20 protein-coding genes are annotated in these 21,956 nt (G+C 59.3%); 10 read left to right on the top strand and 10 right to left on the bottom strand.

Translation table 11 applies throughout. The features are described 5' to 3' along the window. Positions 1–30 precede the first annotated feature (30 nt). From dnaN to gabP, 4 genes are all read left to right on the top strand, one after another. Positions 31–1,134: a DNA polymerase III subunit beta gene (dnaN, locus tag BT179_RS04335; RefSeq protein ID WP_072397551.1), complete on the top strand. Its 1,104-nt coding sequence runs from the start codon at positions 31–33 to the stop codon at positions 1,132–1,134. A gap of 51 nt (positions 1,135–1,185) precedes the next feature. Then, positions 1,186–2,289: a DNA replication/repair protein RecF gene (recF, locus tag BT179_RS04330; RefSeq protein WP_072397553.1), complete on the top strand. Its 1,104-nt coding sequence runs from the start codon at positions 1,186–1,188 to the stop codon at positions 2,287–2,289. Positions 2,290–2,294: 5 nt separating this feature from the next. Beyond that, positions 2,295–4,712, top strand: a complete 2,418-nt coding sequence (gene gyrB / locus BT179_RS04325; protein ID WP_072397589.1) for a DNA topoisomerase (ATP-hydrolyzing) subunit B — start codon at positions 2,295–2,297, stop codon at positions 4,710–4,712. A gap of 307 nt (positions 4,713–5,019) precedes the next feature. Further along, on the top strand, positions 5,020–6,414 hold the full coding sequence (gene gabP / locus BT179_RS04320; protein ID WP_072397554.1) for a GABA permease: 1,395 nt from the start codon (positions 5,020–5,022) through the stop codon (positions 6,412–6,414). Positions 6,415–6,491: 77 nt separating this feature from the next. Here gabP and BT179_RS04315 read toward each other — a convergent pair whose 3' ends face one another. After that, the gene (locus BT179_RS04315) at positions 6,492–7,226 is read right to left on the bottom strand and encodes a response regulator transcription factor (protein WP_072397591.1); all 735 of its coding nucleotides are present in this window, start codon (positions 7,224–7,226) and stop codon (positions 6,492–6,494) included. Positions 7,227–7,472: 246 nt separating this feature from the next. Here BT179_RS04315 and BT179_RS04310 point away from each other — a divergent pair, with 246 nt between their 5' ends. After that, positions 7,473–9,014 carry a sensor histidine kinase gene (locus tag BT179_RS04310; protein WP_072431316.1) on the top strand — a complete coding sequence of 514 codons (1,542 nt, stop codon included), beginning with the start codon at positions 7,473–7,475 and terminating at the stop codon, positions 9,012–9,014. A 118-nt stretch (positions 9,015–9,132) separates the two neighbouring features. On the opposite strand, the gene BT179_RS04305 is transcribed toward BT179_RS04310, so the two are convergent. The 4 genes from BT179_RS04305 to glyQ all read right to left on the bottom strand — a co-directional run bounded on the left by BT179_RS04305 (position 9,133) and on the right by glyQ (position 13,539). Next, positions 9,133–9,912 carry a lysophospholipid acyltransferase family protein gene (locus BT179_RS04305; protein WP_072397558.1) on the bottom strand — a complete coding sequence of 260 codons (780 nt, stop codon included), beginning with the start codon at positions 9,910–9,912 and terminating at the stop codon, positions 9,133–9,135. A gap of 81 nt (positions 9,913–9,993) precedes the next feature. After that, entirely contained in the window at positions 9,994–10,527 is a 534-nt protein-coding gene (gene gmhB, locus BT179_RS04300) for a D-glycero-beta-D-manno-heptose 1,7-bisphosphate 7-phosphatase (protein WP_072397560.1), read from the bottom strand. Between the two features lie 10 nt (positions 10,528–10,537). Next, entirely contained in the window at positions 10,538–12,589 is a 2,052-nt protein-coding gene (gene glyS / locus BT179_RS04295; protein WP_072431315.1) for a glycine--tRNA ligase subunit beta, read from the bottom strand. Next, positions 12,586–13,539 carry a glycine--tRNA ligase subunit alpha gene (gene glyQ, locus BT179_RS04290; protein ID WP_053253611.1) on the bottom strand — a complete coding sequence of 318 codons (954 nt, stop codon included), beginning with the start codon at positions 13,537–13,539 and terminating at the stop codon, positions 12,586–12,588. Before glyQ ends, glyS begins: the two co-directional genes overlap by 4 nt. An 81-nt stretch (positions 13,540–13,620) precedes the next feature. Between glyQ and tag the strand changes: the two genes are divergently transcribed. The 4 genes from tag to BT179_RS04270 all read left to right on the top strand — a co-directional run bounded on the left by tag (position 13,621) and on the right by BT179_RS04270 (position 17,213). Next, positions 13,621–14,178: a DNA-3-methyladenine glycosylase I gene (tag, locus tag BT179_RS04285; RefSeq protein ID WP_072397573.1), complete on the top strand. Its 558-nt coding sequence runs from the start codon at positions 13,621–13,623 to the stop codon at positions 14,176–14,178. Between the two features lie 43 nt (positions 14,179–14,221). Then, positions 14,222–15,109 (top strand): lysophospholipid acyltransferase, encoded by an 888-nt coding sequence (locus tag BT179_RS04280; protein ID WP_072397575.1) that lies wholly within the window; start codon positions 14,222–14,224, stop codon positions 15,107–15,109. A gap of 341 nt (positions 15,110–15,450) precedes the next feature. Continuing rightward, positions 15,451–16,176 (top strand): hypothetical protein, encoded by a 726-nt coding sequence (locus BT179_RS04275; RefSeq protein ID WP_072431314.1) that lies wholly within the window; start codon positions 15,451–15,453, stop codon positions 16,174–16,176. Between the two features lie 248 nt (positions 16,177–16,424). After that, a complete protein-coding gene (locus tag BT179_RS04270; protein WP_072431313.1) occupies positions 16,425–17,213 on the top strand; it encodes an SDR family NAD(P)-dependent oxidoreductase in 789 nt (262 codons plus the stop codon). A gap of 116 nt (positions 17,214–17,329) precedes the next feature. Here BT179_RS04270 and BT179_RS04265 read toward each other — a convergent pair whose 3' ends face one another. The 4 genes from BT179_RS04265 to BT179_RS04250 form a co-directional block, all read right to left on the bottom strand. Next, positions 17,330–17,737, bottom strand: a complete 408-nt coding sequence (locus tag BT179_RS04265; protein WP_072449226.1) for a hypothetical protein — start codon at positions 17,735–17,737, stop codon at positions 17,330–17,332. A 33-nt stretch (positions 17,738–17,770) separates the two neighbouring features. Continuing rightward, positions 17,771–18,190, bottom strand: coding sequence for an organic hydroperoxide resistance protein (locus BT179_RS04260; protein ID WP_072398308.1), 420 nt, complete (start codon positions 18,188–18,190; stop codon positions 17,771–17,773). A gap of 395 nt (positions 18,191–18,585) precedes the next feature. After that, the gene (locus tag BT179_RS04255) at positions 18,586–19,713 is read right to left on the bottom strand and encodes a GGDEF domain-containing protein (RefSeq protein ID WP_072431311.1); all 1,128 of its coding nucleotides are present in this window, start codon (positions 19,711–19,713) and stop codon (positions 18,586–18,588) included. 136 nt (positions 19,714–19,849) lie between these two features. Beyond that, positions 19,850–20,413 (bottom strand): TetR/AcrR family transcriptional regulator, encoded by a 564-nt coding sequence (locus BT179_RS04250; protein WP_072431310.1) that lies wholly within the window; start codon positions 20,411–20,413, stop codon positions 19,850–19,852. 148 nt (positions 20,414–20,561) lie between these two features. On the opposite strand from BT179_RS04250, the gene BT179_RS04245 reads away from it, so the two are divergent. Further along, a complete protein-coding gene (locus tag BT179_RS04245) occupies positions 20,562–21,272 on the top strand; it encodes a glutathione S-transferase (RefSeq protein ID WP_072431309.1) in 711 nt (236 codons plus the stop codon). Positions 21,273–21,426: 154 nt separating this feature from the next. Here BT179_RS04245 and BT179_RS04240 read toward each other — a convergent pair whose 3' ends face one another. Beyond that, complete coding sequence (locus BT179_RS04240; protein WP_083526393.1) at positions 21,427–21,801, bottom strand: lysozyme inhibitor LprI family protein; 375 nt, start codon at positions 21,799–21,801, stop codon at positions 21,427–21,429. Positions 21,802–21,956: the final 155 nt, after the last annotated feature.

Here is a 21,956-nt window from a genome sequence, read left to right as displayed (position 1 = left end):
GCGCAGCTTATTAAGGCAAGGGACTAGACCATGCATTTCACCATTCAACGCGAAGCCCTGTTGAAACCCCTGCAACTGGTCGCAGGCGTCGTCGAACGCCGCCAGACCTTGCCGGTACTTTCCAACGTGCTGCTGGTTGTCGAAGGCCAGCAACTGTCGCTGACCGGTACCGACCTGGAAGTCGAGCTGGTGGGTCGTGTGCAACTTGAAGAGCCGGCCGATCCGGGCTCCATCACGGTGCCGGCGCGCAAGCTGATGGATATCTGCAAGAGCCTGCCCAACGATGCGCTGATCGACATCAAGGTCGACGACCAGAAACTCGTGGTCAAGGCAGGTCGCAGCCGTTTCACTCTCTCGACCCTTCCGGCCAACGACTTCCCAACCGTGGAAGAAGGCCCAGGCTCGCTGACCTGCAGTCTCGAGCAGAGCCGTCTGCGCCGTTTGATCGAGCGCACCAGCTTCGCGATGGCTCAGCAGGACGTGCGTTATTACCTCAACGGCATGCTGCTCGAAGTCTCTGCCGGCATTATCCGCGCCGTTGCCACCGACGGGCATCGCCTGGCCATGTGTTCGATGCAGGCCGATATCGGTCAGCCGGATCGCCACCAGGTGATCGTGCCGCGCAAGGGTATCCTGGAACTGGCGCGTCTGCTGACCGAGCCGGATGGCAACGTCAGCATCGTCCTGGGCCAGCACCACATCCGTGCCACTACCGGCGAGTTCACCTTCACGTCGAAACTGGTAGACGGCAAATTCCCAGACTATGAGCGCGTACTGCCCAAGGGGGGCGACAAGCTGGTCCTGGGCGACCGTCAGGCGCTGCGTGAAGCGTTCAGCCGTACTGCCATTCTCTCCAACGAAAAGTACCGTGGTATCCGTCTGCAACTGGCCAACGGTCAACTGAAGATCCAGGCGAACAACCCGGAACAGGAAGAGGCGGAAGAAGAAGTCGGCGTTGAATACAACGGCGGTTCCCTGGAAATCGGCTTCAACGTCAGCTATCTGCTCGACGTGCTGGGTGTAATGACCACCGAACAGGTTCGCCTGATCCTGTCTGACTCCAACAGCAGTGCCTTGCTGCAGGAGTCCGACAACGACGATTCGGCCTACGTTGTCATGCCGATGCGTCTGTAATTAGTGGCCTGTGGCTAATTCGAGTACTCAATTAACCGTACAGGCCACTGGATGTCCTTAAGTCGCGTCTCGGTCACCGCGGTGCGCAATCTGCACCCGGTGACCTTCGCCCCCTCCCCCCGTATCAATATCCTTTACGGCGCCAACGGCAGCGGCAAGACCAGTGTCCTGGAGGCTGTCCACCTGCTGGGGCTTGCCCGGTCGTTTCGCAGCACCCGCCTGTCACCCGTTATCCAATACGATCAGTTGGCTTGCACCGTGTTCGGGCAGGTGGAGCTGGCGGAAGGGGGGCATAGCGCGCTGGGCATTTCAAGGGACCGTCAAGGCGAGTTCCAGATTCGCATCGACGGACAGAACGCCCGCAGTGCCGCGCAACTGGCTGAAATCCTGCCGTTGCAATTGATCAACCCCGACAGCTTCCGTCTGCTGGAAGGGGCACCCAAGATTCGCCGGCAATTCCTCGACTGGGGGGTGTTCCATGTCGAGCCTCGTTTCATGGCAACCTGGCAGCGCTTGCAGAAGGCGCTGCGCCAGCGAAACTCTTGGCTGCGACATGGTACACTTGACGCCGTTTCGCAAGCGGTTTGGGACAGGGAACTGTGCCAGGCCAGCGCTGAAATCGATGAATACCGCCGCGCTTACATCAAAGCCCTGAAACCGGTCTTCGAGCAGACCTTGAGCGAACTGGTTGAGCTTGAGGGCCTGACGCTCAGCTATTACCGAGGCTGGGACAAGGACCGGGAACTGAGCGCCGTACTGGCCGGCTCGCTGCAACGGGACCAGCAAATGGGACACACCCAGGCTGGCCCTCAACGCGCTGACTTGCGCCTTCGCTTGGGCGCGCATAACGCCGCGGATATCTTGTCCCGGGGGCAGCAGAAGTTGGTGGTGTGTGCCTTGCGTATCGCCCAGGGGCACCTGGTAAGCCAGGCCCGTCGCGGTCAGTGTATTTATCTGGTGGATGACTTGCCGTCCGAACTGGACGAGGCCCACCGTCGAGCGCTTTGCCGTTTGCTGGAAGACTTACGCTGCCAGGTTTTCATCACCTGTGTAGACCACGAATTATTGAGGGAAGGCTGGCAGACGGAAACGCCAGTCGCCCTGTTCCACGTGGAACAGGGCCGTATCACCCAGACCCACGACCATCGGGAGTGAAGGCATTGAGCGAAGAAAATACGTACGACTCAACGAGCATTAAAGTGCTGAAAGGCCTGGATGCCGTACGCAAACGTCCCGGTATGTACATTGGTGACACCGACGATGGCAGCGGTCTGCACCATATGGTGTTCGAGGTGGTCGACAACTCCATCGACGAAGCGCTGGCCGGCCATTGTGACGACATCAGCGTCATCATCCATCCGGACGAGTCCATCACCGTACGCGACAACGGCCGTGGCATCCCGGTCGATGTGCACAAGGAAGAAGGCGTTTCCGCTGCCGAAGTCATCATGACCGTGCTGCACGCCGGCGGTAAGTTCGACGACAACTCCTACAAGGTCTCCGGCGGTCTGCACGGGGTAGGTGTTTCGGTCGTGAACGCGCTGTCCGAAGAGCTGGTACTGACCGTTCGCCGTAGCGGCAAGATCTGGGAACAGACCTATGTCCACGGCGTTCCGCAGGAGCCGATGAAAATCGTTGGCGACAGCGAAACCACCGGTACCCAGATCCATTTCAAGCCGTCGGCCGAAACCTTCAAGAACATCCATTTCAGCTGGGACATCCTGGCCAAGCGGATTCGTGAACTGTCTTTCCTCAACTCCGGTGTCGGCATCGTCCTCAAGGACGAGCGCAGCGGCAAGGAAGAGCTGTTCAAGTACGAAGGTGGCCTGCGTGCGTTCGTTGAATACCTGAACACCAACAAGACCGCGGTCAACCAGGTGTTCCACTTCAATGTCCAGCGTGAAGATGGCATCGGCGTGGAAATCGCCCTGCAGTGGAACGACAGCTTCAACGAGAACCTGTTGTGCTTCACCAACAACATTCCGCAACGCGACGGCGGTACTCACCTGGTGGGCTTCCGTTCGGCGCTGACCCGTAACCTGAACAACTACATCGAGCAGGAAGGCCTGGCTAAGAAGCACAAGGTCGCCACCACGGGTGACGATGCCCGCGAAGGCCTTACGGCGATCATTTCGGTGAAGGTGCCGGATCCGAAGTTCAGCTCCCAGACCAAAGACAAGCTGGTGTCTTCCGAAGTGAAGACCGCTGTCGAACAGGAGATGGGCAAGTATTTTTCCGACTTCCTGTTGGAGAACCCGAACGAAGCCAAGCTGGTGGTCGGCAAGATGATCGACGCCGCCCGTGCCCGTGAGGCCGCGCGCAAGGCCCGCGAGATGACCCGCCGCAAAGGCGCGCTGGACATCGCTGGCCTGCCAGGCAAGCTGGCTGACTGCCAGGAAAAGGACCCTGCCCTGTCCGAGCTGTACCTCGTGGAAGGTGACTCCGCCGGTGGTTCTGCCAAGCAAGGCCGTAACCGCCGGACCCAGGCCATCCTGCCGCTCAAGGGCAAGATCCTGAACGTCGAGAAGGCACGTTTCGACAAGATGATCTCGTCCCAGGAAGTCGGCACCCTCATCACCGCCCTGGGCTGCGGCATCGGTCGTGAAGAGTACAACATCGACAAGCTGCGGTATCACAACATCATCATCATGACCGATGCTGACGTCGACGGTTCGCACATCCGTACACTGCTGCTGACGTTCTTCTTCCGTCAGTTGCCCGAGCTGATCGAGCGCGGCTACATCTACATCGCCCAGCCGCCGCTGTACAAGGTCAAGAAAGGCAAGCAGGAGCAGTACATCAAGGACGACGACGCCATGGAAGAATACATGACGCAGTCGGCCCTGGAAGATGCCAGCCTGCACCTGAACGAAGACGCCCCAGGCATTTCCGGGGAAGCTCTCGAGCGCCTGGTCAACGACTTCCGCCTGGTGATGAAGACGCTCAAGCGCCTGTCGCGACTTTACCCACAGGAGTTGACCGAGCACTTCATCTACCTGCCGGCCGTCAGCATGGAGCAACTGTCCGACCACGCAGCGATGCAGGATTGGCTGGCCCAGTATGAAGTCCGCCTGCGCACTGTCGAGAAGTCTGGCCTGGTCTACAAGGCCAGCCTGCGCGAAGACCGTGAACGTAACGTCTGGCTGCCGGAAGTCGAGTTGATTTCCCATGGCCTGTCGAACTACGTCACCTTCAACCGCGACTTCTTCAGCAGCAACGACTACAAGACTGTGGTCTCTCTCGGTGCACAGTTGAGCACGCTACTGGATGAAGGTGCCTATATCCAGCGCGGCGAGCGCAAGAAGTCCGTGACCGAGTTCAAGGAAGCCCTTGAGTGGTTGATGGCAGAAAGCACCAAACGCCACACCATCCAGCGATACAAGGGGCTGGGGGAAATGAACCCGGATCAGCTGTGGGAAACCACCATGGACCCGGGCTCGCGTCGGATGCTGAAGGTCACCATCGAAGACGCCATTGGTGCGGACCAGATCTTCAACACCCTGATGGGTGATGCGGTTGAACCTCGTCGTGACTTCATCGAGAGCAACGCCCTGGCGGTGTCCAACCTGGACTTCTGATACCAAGCAGAACACCCCTCCAAAAAAAAGGCCAACGCGCAAGCGTTGGCCTTTTTTTACACCCCCAGTTCAGCCTGTTTCCTACCAGACCTATGGGTCAGAAAGCGTGTAACCCAGTAACACCTCAGGCAAAAGCTTTTAATCTCAAGGACTTGGAATATCTGCTTGGCCCCCGGAATACGGGGACCACAGGAAGCCTGGCGCAGATCTTGCGTGTTAAATAAATTACATGTCGTTTTTTTATTTTTACAAAAGAAGCGACAGTCCGAGATGGAATGAATAAATCTAAATACCAAGGGTAGTCTCAATGAGCGGTACGCAAACTTCCAACAACCTGGAACAAGGGCTCAAGCCACGACATGTGACGATGCTCTCTATCGCTGGTGTGATCGGCGCCGGCCTTTTCGTTGGCTCCGGCCACGCTATCGCAGCGGCAGGCCCGGCCGTGCTGTTGGCCTACGCCGCCGCCGGCGCGCTGGTGGTGTTGGTGATGCGTATGCTAGGCGAAATGGCGGTCGCGTCTCCGGACACCGGTTCCTTTTCCACCTACGCTGATCGGGCGATCGGGCGCTGGGCTGGCTTCACGATCGGTTGGCTCTACTGGTGGTTCTGGGTGCTGGTGATCCCGTTGGAGGCCAACGCTGCAGCGACCATATTGCACGCCTGGTTCCCGGACGTGGCGATCTGGGCCTTCACCCTGGTCATCACCCTGCTGCTGACGGCCACCAATCTGTTCAGTGTCAAGAACTATGGTGAATTCGAGTTCTGGTTTGCCCTGGTCAAGGTGGTGGCGATCATCGGTTTCATCGTCCTTGGGATCCTGGCAATTTCCGGTTGGCTGCCCAGCAGCCAGGTCAGCGGTGTTTCCCATCTATTCGACACTCAGGGTTTTTTGCCCAACGGCATGGGCGCGGTACTGGGAGCGATCCTGACCACCATGTTTTCGTTCATGGGCACCGAGATCGTGACCATCGCGGCCGCTGAGTCGAAGAACCCAGGCCAACAGATCTCAAAGGCGACCAACTCGGTGATCTGGCGGATCGGCCTGTTCTACCTGGTTTCCATCTTTATCGTCGTGGCCCTGGTGCCATGGAACGATCCGCTGCTGGCCAGCGTGGGTTCCTACCAGACCGTGCTGGAGCGCATGGGTATCCCCAATGCCAAGCTGATTGTCGATATCGTCGTGCTGGTCGCGGTGACAAGCTGCCTCAACTCCGCGCTCTACACCGCTTCGCGCATGATGTTCTCATTGGGCAAGCGTGGCGATGCGCCGGCGGTTTCCCAGCGTACCAACAAGAGCGGCACCCCTTACTGGGCTGTGATGCTGTCCACCGCAGCCGCTTTCCTGGCGGTGTTCGCCAACTACGTGGCCCCGGCTGCCGTGTTCGAATTCCTGCTCGCCAGCTCCGGCGCCATCGCACTGCTTGTTTACCTGGTGATCGCATTCTCGCAGCTGCGCATGCGTAAGCAGCGCATGGCTCGTGGGGAAAAGATTGCCTTCAGCATGTGGCTGTTCCCGGGCCTGACGTACCTGGTAATCGTATTCATCATCGGTGCCCTGACGATCATGCTGTTCCAGGAAGCCCACCGGGTGGAGATCCTCGCCACGGGGCTGCTCAGCCTGCTGGTGGTCGCGTCCGGGTTGCTGGTGCAGCGTCGTCGGGTCGGGAAGGCTGGCAAAGCACTGCAGATGGCCAACTAGTCATGCTTCCCACGCCACGCGTGGGACGCTTCAACACAAGCTCCGCGTTCGCTTTCGGGACGCGGAGCTTGCCTGGCTCAACTCGCTACCGACGTTTCGCTGTCCGCCGATACGCTTTCCAGGCGATACCCATACCCATAGATAGTCAATAACTGCCAACCTCGATCAGCCGTCAGGCCAAGCTTGTTGCGCAGGCGATAGATGTGGGTGTCGAGGGGGCGGGACGAGGTCATTTCCTCGTGGGTCCAGAAACGTTCGTAGAAATATTCCCGGGACAATGGACGCCCCAGATTGGCGAACAGGCAGCGGGCCAGTCGGTATTCCCGCTCGGTCAGGTTGATGGGCACGCCGGCGCGGGTGACCGTCAGTTCGGCATCGTCGAACGCCAGGTCATTGAAGACTCGTACATCGCTGGCCGGAGCACGTTGCAGGTTGTGCCGGCGTAGCACGGCGCTGACCCTGGCCTTGAGCTCGTTGGGTCGGAAGGGTTTGCTCACGTAATCGTCGGCGCCGGCATTGAGGGCCTGGACGATATCCTGCTCGCCGTCGCGGCTGGTGAGCATGATGGCGGCCGGAGGCGAGTCCATGTGTTCGCGTGTCCAGCGCAGCAGCGACAGGCCACTGATACCGGGCAACTGCCAGTCGAGTATCAACAGGTCGAAGGTTTCCCGACGCAGTTGCCGCAGCAGGTCTTCGCCGCGCTCGAAACTGTGCAGGGTCCAGGCTTGCTCACCCCGGCCGGGGATCTGTTGCAATGTCTGCTCCACCCGGCGCAGCTCGGCCGGTTCGTCATCCAGTATGGCGACACGCATGGGACGCGATTCCTTGATCTCGAAAGTAACGAACATCATCAGCAGGCCACCCAAACGGTCCAGCCTTGGCTGGCTAGCGGCGAGGCTTGCTGTCGCAGGCTGCGACAATACCGGCTCAAGCCGTGGAGGGAAAGGCAGCAGCACGCCGCCTATCGAGTCCGCTATAGTCTCGAGCTGCCCAGCTCGTGGGTTCGTCGCCTATCAAATGAACAATCCCTTCTGCCCTTTTGCTCGTACAAGGACCTTATGAGTCATCAGCGCCGCCGTGAAAGCCGTGAACCGACCCAAGCCCAACGCCTGTTTCGACAATTGGTGCGCGAATGGTTGTGGATAAGTCTGTTGTTGCTGCCCCTGACGGCTCTGTTGTCGTTCAGCGCCCAACCGACACGCAACGGGCCTGCTGCACTGTTGTCGGTGTGTCTGGTGGCCTGTGTGCTGGGGTTGCTGCTCCTGCGTCCGCGTCTGGCGTTATGGACGACAGTGGGTGGAATGGGCCTGGCACTGACCCTCAGCGCCGTGCTGGGCGCGCAGGGCTGGTGGTGGTCTCCCCTGGCCAGTGTGCTGGGCATGTTGTTTGGCTACCTGATCTGGAACTGGCGACGGCTGAGCGTCGTGCTGGCGTATTTCGGTTGGGAGCTGGCCCGCCTGGACGCGGAACCGAAGGTGTTCCCGGAGCGTCGTCGCGCGCCCTACACCGGCAGCGATCGCTTGCAAGGCCAGGTCATGGCCCTTGAGCAGGCCATGAGTCGCACGCGGGATACCCGGCGGTTCATAGCCGATGGCCTGGAATACCTGCCGGTGGCGACCATGATCAGCGACCCCCATGGCAAGGTCTTGCTCGGTAACCGTAAGGCGCGGGAGCTCTTCGGTCGTGGCCTGGCCGGTGAAGATGTGGTGGAACACCTCGCACAGCTGGGTTATCCGGGGTTGGTACCCGGCTGCCCGCACCGGTTATCCACATTGCCGCTGCTGGAGTTTCGCGATGTCCAGGACCGCAGCCTGCGCCTGGAACGGGCCTCCCTGTTGCCGGCCGATGGTGATGTGCCCGTGGGTTGGTTGCTGAGCCTGACTGACCTGAGCGCGGAGCGGGAGGCTGAAGAGCAGCGCAATATCATGCTGCGTTTCCTGTCCCACGACCTGCGCGCCCCACATTCTGCGATCCTGGCGCTGCTCGACGTGCAGCGGCACCAGGCAGGTACGACCGATCCTGTATTCGACCAGATCGAACGTCAGGTGCGGCGTGCCCTGGCGTTGACAGACGGCTTCGTGCAACTGGCGCGGGCCGAATCGGAGGTCTATCAGTTCCGACCGACACTGTTCGCCATGCTGGTCCTGGACGTGCTCGACCAAGCCCTGCCTCTGGCCCAGGCCAAGCATATCCAGATCGCCCAGGACATCGACGACGAAGAAGCGATGGTGAGTGCCGACCAGGCCTTGTTGACCCGCGCCTTGTTCAATCTACTGGAGAACGCCATCAAGTACAGCCCGCCCGCCACCCGCATCGTGGTGCGGGTTCGTTGCGCCGAGGGGCGTTTGACCTGCGATCTCGTGGACCAGGGCAAAGGCATCGAGGCTGGGGAACTGCCGGATCTGTTCAGTCAGTATCGACGGTTCTCATCGGCTCATGGTGTAGACGGCGTAGGCCTGGGGTTGTCCATGGTCAAGGCGGTTGTGGACCGTCACGGCGGACAGATCGAATGCCGTAGTGTGGTCGGTGAAGGCACGACGTTCAGTTTTGGTTTGGCCTTGCTAGACACTGAAAAGGCACAACCTTCGGTGGTGCTATAAAAAACTTATGCACCTTTCCCGAGGTTTTATGTGTTTATGAAATATGTATAAAAAACAAATAGTTATATGAAACTGGAAAGGCTTTCAGGAAAATCGGTACACAGCTTATCCACAGAAATCAGACAGCGATCTGGTCCGAAGCAATGGGGGCTGCCGGTGCCGGAGGAAGTGAACCCATTTCCCGTTGTGCCTGTTCATTCCAGGCTTGGACACGGTCGTTGAGGTCGGCGATAGCCCGAGGCCCGCTACCTTCGGCGTACAGGGGGGGGCCAATCACTACGGTGATCAAGCCTGGCTTCCTGACCCAGCCCGCCTTGGGCCAGAATTTGCCGGCATTGTGTGCAATCGGCAATACAGGAAGGTTGGCATTGACCGCCAATGCGGTACCGCCGCGGGAGAACTTGCCGATGGTTCCATAGGGAACACGGGTGCCTTCAGGGAAGATCAATACCCAGACATTGTCCTTGAGCAACTCGTCGCCCTTCTTTGCCACGTGCTTGAGCGCGGCCTTGGGATTGTCGCGGTCGATGGCGATCGGACGGAGCATCGCCATGGCCCAGCCAAAAAACGGCACGAACAGCAATTCGCGCTTGAGTACCTGGCTCAACGGCTCGAAATAAGCCGACAGGAAGAAGGTTTCCCAAGTGCTCTGGTGGTTGGACTGGATCACACAGGGCCTGTCAGGCACGTTCTCGGCACCCTTAACTTCGTAGCGGATGCCCAGGAATACCTTGCTCAGCCACAGCGCGCAGCGGCACCAGTACACATTGATGAAACGGTAGCGCGCCCGGAACGACATGAACGGCGCGATAAAGAAACTCAGGGTGCACCACAGCAGGGAGCTGGTGCCCAGTAGCAGGTAAAAGAGAAAGGTTCTGATGGCCTGCAATATCGACATGGCGGCATTTACCGTTGCGGGGCGGTGCCCGCCTGTTCAAGCGCTTCCCGAACAATCCTTGATCAGGATGTCTTGGGAGCCCTAGTTGTGGATAAGTTCAGCGGCAATCGCCGCCAAATCGTCAAAAATCAAAGTGCCCACCGGTAGGGTCTTGCCCAGAGTCTTTTCGCCTTTCCCGGTCTTTACCAAAACTGGCTGACAATCGACGGCCTTGGCCGCCTCCAGGTCACCGAGGCTGTCGCCAACAAACCACACGCCCGCAAGCGGCACGTCGTAATGCGCCGCTATGGCCTTGAGCATGCCTGGCTTGGGCTTGCGGCAATCGCAACCGTCATCCGGCCCGTGGGGGCAGTAGACGATCAGGCCGACTTCGCCGCCCTGCCCGGCCACCAGGTCGCGCAAGCGCTCATGCATGGCATGCAGTACCGCGAGGTCATAATAACCGCGGGCAATGCCCGACTGGTTGGTGGCGACCGCCACCGTCCAGCCGGCCTTGCTCAACTGCGCGATGGCTTCGATCGAGCCGGGGATCGGCAACCACTCCTCCACCGATTTGATGTAAGCGTCGGAGTCGTGATTGATCACCCCATCCCGATCGAGAATCAGCAGTTTCAACAGCGGCTCCTCAACCCAGCACTGAAATATCGGCGATGTTGAGGAACAGCCCGCGCAGGCGGGCCAGCAATGCATAGCGGTTCCTGCGCACGTCTTCGTTGTCCGCATTCACCATCACGGCGTCAAAGAACGCATCGACAGGCTCGCGCAATGCCGCCAGGCGCGCCAGCGCTTCGGCGTATTCGCGTTTTTCCATCAGCGGTTGCACCGACGCATAGGCCTGCTGAATCGCCGAGTTGAGCGAAAATTCCACGGCGTTATCGAAGTAGCGGGCTTCAGGCGCATTGACCGTCGGCTCGGCCTTGGACAGCAGGTTCGACACGCGCTTGTTCACAGCGGCCAGCGCAGCGGCTTCCGGCAGTTTGCGGAAGGCCTGTACGGCTTGTACGCGCTGGTCGAAGTCCAGTGCGGAACCTGGCTTGAGGGCTCGCACCGACAGGTAGGTCGCCACATCGACGCCTTCGTCCTCATAACGCGCACGCAGGCGGTCGAAGATGAATTCCAGCACCGCATCGGCCAGGCCGGCAGACTTGACCTTGCTGCCGAACGCGTTGACGGCGAAGGCCACGGCGTCGTTCAGGTTCAGGTCCAGTTGCTTCTCGATCAGGATACGCAACACCCCCAGTGCCGCACGACGCAGGGCATACGGGTCCTTGCTGCCGGTGGGCAGCATGCCGATGCCGAAGATGCCGACCAGGGTGTCGAGCTTGTCGGCGATGGCCACGGCCGCGCCGGTCAGGGTAGTCGGCAGTTCAGCACCGGCACCGCGAGGCATGTATTGCTCGTTCAGGGCCAGGGCAACGTCTTGTGGCTCGCCGTCGTTGAGGGCGTAGTAGTAGCCGGCGACGCCTTGCATCTCCGGGAACTCACCGACCATCTCGGTGGACAGGTCGCACTTGGACAGGATGCCGGCGCGGGCTGCGCGCTGGGCATCGCCGCCGATACGCGGAGCGATGAACGCGGCCAGCTTCGAAACCCGCTCGGCCTTGTCGTAGACGCTGCCGAGTTTTTCCTGGAACACCACGTTCTGCAGGCGCTCGTTGAAACTTTCCAGCGGCTGCTTCTTGTCTTGCTTGAAGAAGAACTCGGCATCGGTCAGGCGCGGGCGAACGACTTTTTCGTTACCTGCGACGATCTGCTGCGGGTCCTTGCTCTCGATGTTGGCGACCGTGATGAAGCGCGGCAGCAACTTGCCTTCGGCGTCCAGCAGGCAGAAGTACTTCTGGTTGTCCTGCATGGTGGTGATCAGCGCTTCCTGCGGCACTTCCAGGAAACGTTCCTCGAACGAGCACACCAGCGGCACTGGCCATTCCACCAGGGCAGTCACTTCGTCCAGCAGGTCCGGCGGCACGATGGCGGTGCCTTCCTGGCGGGTCGCCAGCTCTTCGGTGCGCTTGCTGATCAGCTCGCGACGCTCGTGGGCATCGGCCAGCACATAGGCGGCACGCAGGTCGGCCAGGTAGTTGGCCGGCGAAGTGATGCGCACGCTCTGTGGATGGTGGAAACGATGGCCGCGGGAATCGCGACCGGCCTTCTGGGCCAGGATGGTGCAGTCGATGACCTGGTCACCGAGCAGCATCACCAGCCATTGGGTCGGACGCACGAACTCTTCCTTGCGCGCGGCCCAGCGCATGCGCTTGGGGATCGGCAAGTCATTGAGTGAGTCTTCGACGATGGTCGGCAGCAGGCTGGCGGTCGGCTTGCCCTTGATGCTCTGGCTGTAGCGCAGCTTCGGACCGCTCTGGTCGATTTCGCTCAGGTCCACGCCGCACTTCTTGGCGAAGCCCAGGGCAGCCTGGGTCGGGTTGCCGTCTGCATCGAATGCGGCCTGGCGTGGCGGGCCGTCGAGGTTGATGCTGCGATCCGGCTGCTGGGTCGCCAGGCCGGTGATCAGCACGGCCAGACGACGCGGCGCGGCGTAGACGTGCTTGGTCTCGAAGTTCAGTCCGGCGGCTTGCAGGCCTTTGTCGATACCGGCCAGGAACGCATCGGCCAGGGTGTTCAGGGCTTTGGGTGGCAGTTCTTCGGTGCCCAGTTCAACCAGAAAATCTTGAGCACTCATTGTGCAGCCTCCAGCTTAGCCAACACTTCATCACGCAGGTCCGGGGTCGCCATCGGGAAGCCCAGCTTGGCACGGGCCATCAGGTAGGCTTGCGCGACGGAACGCGCCAGGGTGCGCACACGCAGGATGTATTGCTGACGCGCGGTCACCGAAATCGCCCGGCGTGCGTCCAGCAGGTTGAAGGTATGGGAGGCCTTCAACACCATTTCATAGCTCGGCAACGGCAGCGGCTGGTCCAGCTCGATCAGGCGCTTGGCCTCGCTTTCATAGAAATCGAACAGTTCGAACAGCTTCTCGACATTGGCGTGTTCGAAGTTGTAGGTCGACTGCTCCACTTCGTTCTGGTGGAACACGTCGCCGTAGGTCACCTTGCCGAACGGACCGTCGGCCCACACCAGGTCGTAGACCGAATCCACGCCTTGCAGGTACATGGCCAGGCGTTCCAGGCCGTAAGTGATTTCGCCGGTCACCGGGTAGCACTCGATGCCGCCCGCCTGCTGGAAGTAGGTGAATTGAGTCACTTCCATGCCGTTGAGCCAGACCTCCCAGCCCAGGCCCCAGGCGCCCAGGGTCGGCGACTCCCAGTTGTCTTCGACGAAACGGATGTCATGCACCAACGGGTCGAGGCCCACGTGCTTGAGCGATCCCAGGTACAGCTCCTGGAAATTGTCCGGGTTGGGCTTCAGGACCACCTGGAACTGGTAGTAATGCTGCAGGCGGTTCGGGTTCTCGCCGTAGCGGCCGTCAGTCGGGCGGCGGCTGGGCTGTACGTAGGCGGCGTTCCAGGTTTCCGGGCCGATGGCACGCAGGAACGTGGCAGTGTGGAAAGTGCCGGCGCCTACTTCCATATCGTAGGGCTGAAGTACCACGCAACCTTGCTCGGCCCAGTATTGCTGGAGGGCGAGGATCAAGTCTTGGAAGGTACGCACGGCTGGCGTAGGCTGGCTCACGAAATTCACCTGTTTCTTGGGCTGCGATTTAAAGAGCGGGAGTATACCCGATTCGTTCGTGCGCACGCCCCCTGGAGCCTTATGCCACGCTGCTTTTGGTGTTCTGACGATCCGTTGTACATGGCTTATCACGATCAGGAGTGGGGGACGCCGCTGCGCGATGCGCAGGGTTTGTTCGAGTTGCTTTTGCTCGAAGGGTTCCAGGCCGGGTTGTCCTGGATCACCGTGCTGCGCAAGCGTGAACATTACCGCAAGGTGCTCTATGGCTTCGATGTGCAGCGGGTGGCGCAGATGAGCGATGCCGAAATCGATGATCTGATGCTCGACCCTGGCATCATCCGCAACCGGCTCAAGCTCAAGGCCGCCCGTCGCAATGCCCAGGCCTGGTTGGCGCTGGAAGACCCGGTGGCGTTCCTGTGGTCGTTCGTGGGTGATAAACCCGTCATCAACCACTTCAGGGACCGCACCGAAGTACCGGCCATCACCCCCCAGGCCATCGAAATGAGCAAGGGTCTGAAAAAAGCCGGCTTCACGTTCGTCGGCCCCACCATTTGCTACGCCTTCATGCAGGCCTCGGGCATGGTGATGGACCACACAAGGGATTGCGACCGCTACGCTGAGCTGGCAAACGGTGGTTAGAATAGCCGGCTCGCAACACGACCGAAGAATTCAGGAGTGACCTGTGGATAAGTTGAAAGGCGCCTTGCTGGTCGGCGCTCTGCGGTTGTTTGCGCTGCTGCCTTGGCGGGCGGTGCAGGCGGTGGGCTCTGCCATTGGCTGGCTCATGTGGAAATTTCCCAATCGCTCCCGCGACGTGGTGCGGATCAACCTCGCCAAGTGCTTTCCCGAGATGGACCCGGCCGAGCGCGAACGCCTGGTGGGCCAGAGCCTCAAGGACATCGGCAAATCCTTGACCGAAAGTGCCTGCGCCTGGATCTGGCCGGCCCAGCGTTCCATCGAACTGGTGCGCGAAGTCGAGGGCCTGGAGGTGTTGAAGGAGGCGCTGGCCTCGGGCAAGGGCGTGGTGGGCATCACCAGCCACCTGGGCAACTGGGAGGTGCTCAACCACTTCTATTGCAGCCAGTGCAAACCGATCATTTTCTATCGGCCGCCCAAGCTCAAGGCGGTGGATGAACTGCTGCAGAAGCAGCGGGTGCAGTTGGGCAACAAAGTCGCGGCGTCCACCAAGGAAGGCATCCTCAGTGTCATCAAGGAAGTGCGCAAGGGCGGCCAGGTGGGCATCCCCGCCGACCCGGAACCGGCCGAATCCGCTGGCATCTTCGTGCCCTTCTTCGCCACTCAGGCCCTGACCAGCAAGTTCGTACCGAACATGCTCGCCGGCGGCAAGGCGGTCGGCGTCTTCCTCCACGCCCTGCGCCTGCCGGACGGCTCCGGCTACAAGGTTATCCTCGAAGCCGCGCCCGAAGCTATGTACAGCACCGACACCGAAACCGCCTGCGCGGCCATGAGCCAGGTGGTGGAACGCTACGTACGGGCCTATCCCAGCCAGTACATGTGGAGCATGAAACGCTTCAAGAAGCGCCCGCCGGGTGAGGCGCGGTGGTATTGAAGATCTGTTGCTTCATATAAGCGGGGATCTGGTGGTGAATGCAGGATCTGTGAACACCCAAGTCCCTATGTGGGAGCCCTTGCTCGCGACGACGGCGGCACACTCAACATCGATGCAAGCAGGCCCAACGCTATCGCGAGCAAGCTCGCTTCCACAGTTTTTTCCGGGCTGTTTACAGACATTGCGCCCATCATGAATTCCTGTGGGAGCGAGCTTGCTCGCGATAGCGCCCTAACAGCCGCCACATGACTAATTGACCTCACCCCATGTCCTCTCACTTCCTAAAGCTCGGTCCGCGGCTGTCGATAACCCGATGTATCCGCCAATCATGGACCGATGAAATGGAACTCTCTCTTAGCGCTGCCCCTATTGCACCCCCCAACAACCACCTCACCCGCTCCGATCAGAAGTTGGTCACTCATCCTCCAACAGGCTCTGTAAAGGAACTGGCAAGCGCTGGCCCAGCAGCCATCTACCACCCCAGTGAAGAAACCCAGACCGTGGAGCAACCACTGGTGGCCATTACCACCTGGGTCGGTCGATCCCAATCGCCAGATTTTCCTCGCTATGTCGCGATCACCGAGAGCGCGAAAAACACCTTGAAAACCTCCTTCGAGGCATTCCAGTCAACGCTGTCGGCAACCGACCCGGATCTGGCCAGCAAGAAATACGGCTTCACCGTCGAGGCCGATGGCAAGTTGAAAGTGCTCAACACCGCCGGGCAGCTCAGCACCTCGCAGACCCAGCGCCTCACCGATCTGCTCAATGAATCCACTGATTTGAAAGCCGCAGCCAGCGCCTTGCGCGACGCCTCCATCGACATGATGGATGCCGACTCGCCTTGGTCTGGCAGCTACCTGGGCCGCTACAATCTGACCAAGGAAAACTTCGCCAGCACCATCGACCTGGCACCGCTGCTCAAGCGCGCCGGCTCGGTGCCGCCCCAGGAATTTTCGGACGGGCTGTTTTTCAACCAACTGGCGCACAAAGGCGAACTGGCGACCCAAGAAACGGAAGCCGCGATGCTTGAACGGCGTGCTGCGCAGCGATTCAGCGCGCAGGCCTGAAAGCCGGGTCTACCGAGTCTCGTGGCGAGGACGCTTGCTCCCCCAGGACCGACTATGAACTGGCGGTGCGGCCGGCTTCCTGATGGTTGATTGACCACGAGGAGGCGCAAAGCCTCAATCGTGTCCATGATTAAGGACCTGCGATATCGGCGACGTTGGAATGGCAAAGCCATCTGCAAATCCGTCGGACTACCGTCCAGTCAGAAATATCGCACTTCCTCTGGTTCATTAATCAAGGAGTCCCCCTCATGAACATCGATTTCACCGGACGTCAGGTCCTGGTCACCGGATCCACCAGCGGTATCGGTTTCGCTACCGCCAAAGGCTTTCTCGAAGCCGGTGCTCACGTGGTCATCAACGGTCGAAGCGAGAGCAGCGTGGCGGACGCGCTGCAGCGCTTGGGCGCGCTTGCCTCAAGGGCGACCGGCTTTGTGGGCGATCTCAGCAACTCGACGGGCTGCCAGGCACTGATAGCCAAGCACCCCAGCTTCGATATCGTCATCAACAACCTGGGCATCTTCAAACAGGAAGATTTTTTCGAAACGCCGGACAGCGAATGGCAACGCTTCTTCGAAACCAACGTCATGTCGGGTGTGCGTGTTTCCAGGGCCTACGCGCAGGGCATGGCCGAGCGTGGCTGGGGACGGATCGTGTTTGTCTCGTCGGAATCGGGCGTGAACATTCCTGCCGACATGATCCACTACGGCTTCACCAAGACCGCCCAACTGTCCATCGCTCGCGGCCTGGCCAAGCGCCTCGCTGGTACGGGCGTGACGGTAAACTCGGTATTGCCCGGGCCGACGCTTTCCGAAGGGGTTGCTCAGATGCTCAAGGCAGACGTCGAGCGCACTGGGGAAAGCCTGGAAAAGGTCGCGGCAGACTTCGTCAACCAGCACCGCAGCACCTCGATCATCCAGCGCGCGGCACGCGTCGAGGAGGTTGCCAACATGATTATCTATGCCAGTTCGGAGCAGGCCTCGGCCACCACTGGAGCGGCGCTGCGTGTCGATGGTGGTGTGGTGGATAGCATCGTTTAGGATGCCTATGACACGTTGCAAAAAAACGCCGCTTCCTCGTGAGAGATAAGCGGCGTCTTTTGTTTTGGAAGCAACATGGGTTGATTCGACCGGCTTTGAAGTGGTGAAGGGTTTTTTCAGCCCACTCTGTTTTCCATCAGTCGATCCGAGCCACCTTCGGCCACACGGTTTTCGATGAGTCGATCCGAGCCGCCTTCGGCCACGCGGCTTTCGATGAGTCGATCCGAGCCGCCTTCGGCCACCCGGTTTTCGATGAGTCGATCCGAGCCGCCTTCGGCCACGCGGTTTTCGATGAGTCGTTCCGAGCCGCCTTCTGCCACCCGGTTTTCGATCAGTCGATCCGAGCCACCTTCGGCTACCCGGTTTTCGATGAGTCGATCCGAGCCGCCTTCGGCTACCCGGTTTTCGATCAGGCGATCCGAACCACCCTCAGCGAACGTAGGTTGAACAAAAGAAGTTGCGAACGCGTTGCCGAGGGACAGTGCCAGAAGCGAGCCAACGAGCGTTTTGCGGAAAGTGTTCATGTCCTGATCCTTTTTATTCGTAGATGAAGTGCGTTAGACGGTGACGTGCAAGCGGACGTCGACGTTGCCGCGAGTCGCGTTGGAGTACGGGCAAACCTGGTGAGCCGCGTCGACCAGCGCTTGGGCATCGGCTTGATCCAGACCTGGCAGGTTGATGTGCAGGTCGATGTCCAGACCGAAACCACCAGGGATCTGGCCGATGCCGACGTGTGCGGTGATCGAGGCATCGGCAGGAATGCTGCGTTTGCTCTGGCTGGCGACAAACTTCAGTGCGCCGATGAAGCAAGCCGAGTAGCCGGCTGCGAACAGTTGCTCAGGGTTGGTGGCTTCACCACCGGTACCGCCCAGGGCTTTTGGGGTGGCCAGTTTCACGTCGAGAATCTTGTCGCTGGAAACAGCACGGCCATCACGGCCACCGGTGGAGGTTGCGACTGCGGTATAGAGAACGTTCATGATGTTTCCTCTTGCTGAATGGGCTGATCGAGTCTTAGTTTGGTATGCGCCAAATGTTTGTGCGCTAACCAGTTGAGATAAAGTTAACGCTCAAATACTTTGCGCGCAAGATAAATTTTTAAAAATTTTCTGCTTTATTGCTAAGAGATTGATAGAGAAGGAAATTTATTTCCTAACCTGCGAGATATCTCCCCGCCTCAGCCGGGGACGCGCAAGGCGTGAGGGGATCAGCCAAGCAACACAGGCTTTCGCAGAGAGGGAAAGTCAAAGGCGGGCGATGGCTACAGGGCGAAGCGAGCTGCGTCGACAAATCTGGAAACCGCATCGAATCCAGCTGGATATCTGCTTGTCGCAAAGACGGCCACCAAGGAGGATATGTTCAACCAGAAGCCGCGCTATCGGGCAACCGCGACTTGATTGCGCCCCAACGCCTTGGCCCGATACAGCGCCTGGTCAGCGTTATTCATCAGGCTATGCAGATCCTTGTGTCCCGCCTGCGTGGACGCCACGCCAAGGCTGGCCGTCACGCAGTTGACGGGCTCGATCATCAATCCGCCGATGGTCTGGATAAGCTCTTCGGCAATCTCGGTTGCGACCTCGATCGAGGTGTTGGGAAGCAGAATGGCAAATTCTTCTCCGCCTAACCGGCCGTGGATATCCGTGGCGCGAAAGGATGAATTGATGACCATGCCCATCTGCCGCAGAACCTGGTCGCCCACTTGATGGCCGTAGGTGTCGTTGATGTGCTTGAAATGATCCATGTCCAACATGACGGCACACAGTTCCAACCGATTGGTTCTGCACTCGTTATAGAGCTGCTGGGCATGTTCGAAGAAAGCGCGCCGGCTTTTGAGGCCGGTCAGTTCATCGGTTTGCGCGGCACGGGTTGAAATGCTGTTAGCCTGCTCCATTTCACGGGTGAGCCTGAAGGCGGTTTCCAGTGCCTGGGACATTTTGTGTGTTGCGCGGGCTACGAACGCCGCGAACACCAGGATGCAGAGCGCCATGCCGACTTGAAGCTGCGATGGTTGCAACAGCAGCCAGGCGGTGCAGGGCAACAGGACCAGGCCAATGGAGACGAGCGTCATATCGCGGTAGGCCGAGTAGCAGGACACCGCGCTGACGGACATCCCCACAGTAAAAAGCATGACCAATGCCTGGGACAGAAGATCGTCCGCCGGCATGACCGCCAGGGCACCTCCCCCCCAGATGCTGGCGGACAACACCAACGTGATCCAGTACTTGCGCTCCCAGCGTTGAGGTGTGCGCTTGCTTTCATCGCTGCGGACATAGGCAACGAACAACGCGATGCGTAAAAGCGTCGATCCCGTCAGTAAGGCTAGCCACACAAGGACGACGCTGTGTTCAAAGCGGTCCCAGCACAGCCAACACAACATGACGGCCGCGAGATAGCTACCAAATACCGCCGTGATCGATTGGCGAAACAGTTGCTGCAGTCGGTCGGTTCGCACCTGCTCGGCTATGAAAAAATCCTGATCATTCCGAGATCCTTGGCCATGCATGTGATCCACCTGATCGTGATGCAACTAAAGGAACGATTGTGGCACCCTGCCAGCAACGCTCACAACCCAGATTAAGCTTGGCCTTCGTGAAGCTTTGGAGAACGGCCCGGTTTGAGAAGAAAAGCGGCGTACACAGTCAGGCTGGAATCAATCCCGCCTCTTGATAGCTCTCTATCAAATCGTCGAACAGGTTGATGTCCATCCGGGTTCGCGCAATCAACTGGGCGCCCGCTACTGCGGTGTAGATGGCGAGGGCCCGACGTTCACATTTCTCGGTGCTGCCTGTGCTGGCATTCGCCAGCATCTGGGCGAGCCACATCACGTTGAGGTCCGCAAACGCCTTGACCTCACGCATGACTTCCTCGGGAAGGTCTTCGTACTCGGCCGCCATGAAGCTGGACAGACAGAGTCTGTTGCCATCCTGGAGAGACTTTCGAAAAATCGATGGATAAAGCTGCAGACACCGATTCGGGTCAGGGTTGGCCTCACGTATCGCTTCAAGCGCCCGCTGCGCTTCTTGCCAATAACGTTCGGCGACCGCAGCGCCCAGGGCCGCCTTGCTCGGAAAGTGGTAGTAGATGCTCGCATTCTTGATGCCCACTTCTTCAGCAATGCTTCGGAAATTGATACCGCTGTAACCATGCAGTTGGGCTGCGGATCTGGCCGCTGCCAAAATGGCTTCTCGAGCATTTTCGTTCACGTTGCCACCCTCGCTTCGAGACCAAATGGATCAGGGGCATGGATTCTACGCGTACGACTGGCTACCTGCCAATTGTCAGGTAGGGAGTTGACGATGAGAAAAAACCGATTCAGTCTTTACCTACCAACTGACAGGCAGGTATCGGCTCATGACCTTTCCACAGGAACGCAGCGACGCTGTTCCAACGACTTCCACACTGAAAATCTACGATTGGTTCAACGGACCCTACCCTGCCCGGGTGCGCATCGCGCTGGCGGAAAAGGGTTTGCTGTCGAACGTTGAATTCGTATCGGTCAATCTCTGGGCCGGTGAGCACAAGCAACCTGAATTCCTGGCCATCAATTACTCCGGCACGCTCCCCGTGCTTGAGCTTAGAGACGGGACTCGGATCGCTGAGTGCACGGCGATTACCCAATACCTGGATAGCCTGGACGGACACCCGACGCTGACGGGGCAAACGCCTGTTGAAAAAGGCATCATCCATATGATGACCAAGCGTGCCGAAATCGAGTTTCTCGATGCCGTCAGTGTGTACTTCCACCATGCCACGCCAGGACTCGGCCCAGATGTCGAGCTGTACCAGAACGTCGAGTGGGGCGCCCGGATGCGCGGTAAGGCGATCAGAGGCATGCGTTATTTCGACAGACTTCTCAACGACCAGCCCTTTGTGGCGGGCGAGAAGTTTTCGATGGCTGACATTGCGGTACTGGGCGGCATGATCTTCGCCTCACTGGTGCAGCTTCCGGTACCTGAAGAGTGCGTGGCGCTTCGAGCCTGGCATGCCAGGATGCAGGAGCGCCCCAGCGTCCAGGCATGGCGTGCCATGGTCGAGCGTGGCGCTGCGCAGCACCGATCATGACTTACTTGCGCCAGGCTGAAAGAAGGGGCAAGGGTGTGTTGGGGTCGTTGCTGGTGAATCGGATTGGGTAACGGATGAACCCACCAAAGAAAAACCCGGCGCTTTACGTCGGGTTTTCGTGGGATACGCCTGCAAGCCCGACGTTGTTTACGGGTTACTCGACTTGCGACAGCTTGGCATCGTCGCAACCGGCAGCACGGCATTCGCGCTCGATCGCTTTGAGTATGACGATGCGTGCCTCGGTCTTCTCGTTGGCACAGTCCAGGTAGAGCAGGCCATCGTTGGAACAGGCGTTGTCACGAATTTTGATCCACTGGATTTGAGCCGCTTTCACTGTCTTCTTTTGATCCGGGTTCAGGGCACTCATGGTCTTTTTGTATTGATCATTGATTTCCTGATCCGACTGAACCATTTTCAGCGATGCGCAATATGTTCTGTCATAGGCGTTTCTAGGGTTATCGCAACTCATCGCAGATGCCGATGCTGATGCCATTGCCAGCAATGCCCCAACCAACAAAGACTTGATCACACACTTCTCTCCCTGAATGCCCTCTACTCATTAGAGGTTGCGGCGAAGAATTTAGCATGGGGCTCGTAGAACTATGAAGCAGATCCTGTGACGAGGAGACAGGTCATTTATGGCGAGCAAAAAAAAACGGGCCTGCACTTCGATGCAGCCCCGTT

The sequence above is a fragment of the Pseudomonas sp. NFACC43 genome, from assembly GCF_900119645.1.
Lineage (GTDB): Bacteria > Pseudomonadota > Gammaproteobacteria > Pseudomonadales > Pseudomonadaceae > Aquipseudomonas.
Note: the sequence above shows the minus strand (reverse complement) of the source record. Positions and strands in the feature narration are given on the sequence as shown.